The sequence below is a fragment of the Methanosphaera sp. A6 genome (assembly GCF_001729395.1).
In the GTDB taxonomy this organism is placed as follows: Archaea; Methanobacteriota; Methanobacteria; order Methanobacteriales; family Methanobacteriaceae; genus Methanosphaera; species Methanosphaera stadtmanae.
Genome location: NZ_MAIF01000090.1, coordinates 1 through 2,519, shown reverse-complemented (window position 1 = coordinate 2,519; position 2,519 = coordinate 1). Strand labels below are relative to the sequence as shown.

General features: G+C 21.4%; 3 protein-coding genes. 1 reads left to right on the top strand and 2 read right to left on the bottom strand.

Annotated elements, in window-relative coordinates; all coding sequences use genetic code 11:
* Positions 1–1,566: AAA domain-containing protein (locus A9758_RS02945; RefSeq protein WP_069776329.1), on the top strand; the 1,566-nt coding region annotated here is incomplete at its 5' end.
* A gap of 72 nt (positions 1,567–1,638) precedes the next feature.
* Here the strand turns inward: A9758_RS02945 and A9758_RS02940 are convergent.
* Both A9758_RS02940 and A9758_RS02935 read right to left on the bottom strand, forming a co-directional pair.
* Complete coding sequence (locus A9758_RS02940) at positions 1,639–1,836, bottom strand: hypothetical protein (RefSeq protein WP_011406387.1); 198 nt, start codon at positions 1,834–1,836, stop codon at positions 1,639–1,641.
* Positions 1,837–1,850: 14 nt separating this feature from the next.
* Entirely contained in the window at positions 1,851–2,114 is a 264-nt protein-coding gene (locus tag A9758_RS02935) for a hypothetical protein (RefSeq protein WP_011406386.1), read from the bottom strand.
* Positions 2,115–2,519 lie beyond the last annotated feature (405 nt).

Genomic DNA, 2,519 nt, shown 5'->3' with positions numbered 1-2,519 from the left:
ATTATTATTCGTAAATTAGAAGAATTAAAATTAAATATATTGAATAACCATGATAAAGATAATACTGAACTATTAAATATATTATTTGATTATAGACCACCTAACTATGAAAAATCTAAATATAAATGTAGAAATCTTAATAAAAATCAGTCAATAGCTGTAAATAAATCATTAACAACTAATATGTTTCATATAATTCAAGGACCTCCAGGTACTGGTAAAACACATACTATTGTTGAAATAATCAATCAATTATATAAGAAAGATTTAAGAATTCTCATCACTGCCCATACACATATTGCTTTAGATAATATAATAGAAAAATTAGATATGATACCTCAAAATAACATACTTAGACTTGGCGATGAATTAAAAATTAGTAAAAACACGAAAAAATACACAATTAACAATCATATCCAACAAGATCCAGAATATATTCATATAATTAAAAGAAAGGAAAAAATAAGAAAATTAAAAGAAAAAAGTTATGAAAACTATTCTTTTAATATTGAGAAATCATCTGATGAATCAATAATATCAAAAATATTTAGAAAACTATTACGACTAGATGATAATATTTCATATACACAACATATAAATACTCAAGAAAAGGAAGATATTATCTATAATTTAGAAGAAGAAATAGAAAAAATCAGAGAAAAAATAGAATATAATATAATAAAAAAAATACCAATAGTAGCCTCAACTGTAATTGCATCATCAAATTATTTAATACATGATATTAATTTTGATTATGTTATTATGGATGAATCAAGTCAGGTTCCATTATATTTAGCTCTTATAGCCTTAATGAAAACAAAAAAGTTTATAATTATTGGAGATAATAAACAATTACAGCCAATAATAAATAACAATGCTTCTTTAATTCTAAATAAGTCTATATTTAATTATTTAATAGAAAAATATCCTGAATATTCAACATTTCTAAATATTCAATATAGAATGAACAGTGAAATATCTGCAATAGCAAGTAAATTATATTATAACAATAAATTGAAAACATACACTAAAATAAGAAATCAAAAAATAGCTCTCAAAAACAACAGAAATTTTCTATTAAATGAATCACCTATAACATTTATAGATACATCTAACATGGAATATACTGAAGATAATATAAGTAAAGGCTGTTGTAATAAATATGAAGCAAAACTTGTATTAAAAATAGTAGTTAGTCTTATAAATATGAATTTTGATAGTGATAGTATTGGAGTTATTACACCATATAGGAGGCATAAAAACCATATAAAAAGATTATTATATAAGAACAATTTGAATGTAGAAACTGATACAATATATAGATTTCAGGGAAGACAAAAAGATGTTATTATATTATGTTTTTGTAAAAGTAGGGAAGGTATGTTATCGAAGTTTCAGGAGAATTTCATATCAAATCAGAATCAGTTAAATGTTTCAATTACCAGATCTTGTAAAAAACTAATAATAATTGGAGATATTTCATTATTATCCCAGTCAAAGAATATTAAGAATTTAATTAATGAAATTTCGCCATTAAATACTATATTCTTATCTGATTGTATTTAAATTACTCATTGATTAGAGAGTCTGAATTACTTTTTTAGATTTGTTTGATAAAAAAAAGAAAGAAGAGATTATTTAATCCATTCCTGTATATTTTTTTGTAAATGTTGTTTTTTTCTGATTTTTACAGTTAATAAAAAAGGTCCATTCTATTTTATCACCATCATGTAGTCTATAGGCATCTATAATTTCTGGTGGTATTTCTACATACATTGGTTTGTTTTCATCATCATTTTCTCGTATTACCTTTTTGTTAATTTTTAATTCAACCATTATAAATCCCCCATTTATAGGTTACTTAGTTCAATTTCAATTTCTTTTATTGAATTTTCTTTTTTTACTATATTTTCTTCAATTTCACTTATTTGTTTCTTAAGACTACTTATTTCTTGTGTTAATATGAATTTTTGAATTTCAAGTTTTCCATCTTCAGTTTCAGACCATTTTTTTGCATTTTCTATAAATTCTGTCTTTGTCATACCCATTTTATTCAATGCTTCTTCTTCTTCATTAGCAAACTTAGTAAATATTTTTTCTATTCTATCTGTCATTATTTTCTCTCTATATTTTTTTTTATTTAATTAAATATTGTATATAGTATTATTAATAAATTTTTAAAATATACTAGAAAAAGAATCAGCCTATACAAATACTTTAGAATAAAAGAAAAATAAAAGTAATTTTTTATCATAAACTATGAAATTATTTAAATGTTTTTTTATAAAAATAAAGATGTATTTTAATTTTAGAAATATATTAAAATACATGTACATGTAATAATCTATTTTTTAGATAAAATTGATTTTTTTAAAAAAAATATTAAAAGAAAGTTTTTTTATTTTAACTTAAAACTATTTAATGTTATATTAAATTCATTTGAAGCTTTATTAAATACACTTGAAGGGGCTTGACTTAATATTCTATAATAATGACCATTATGTTCTATCCATGTATCT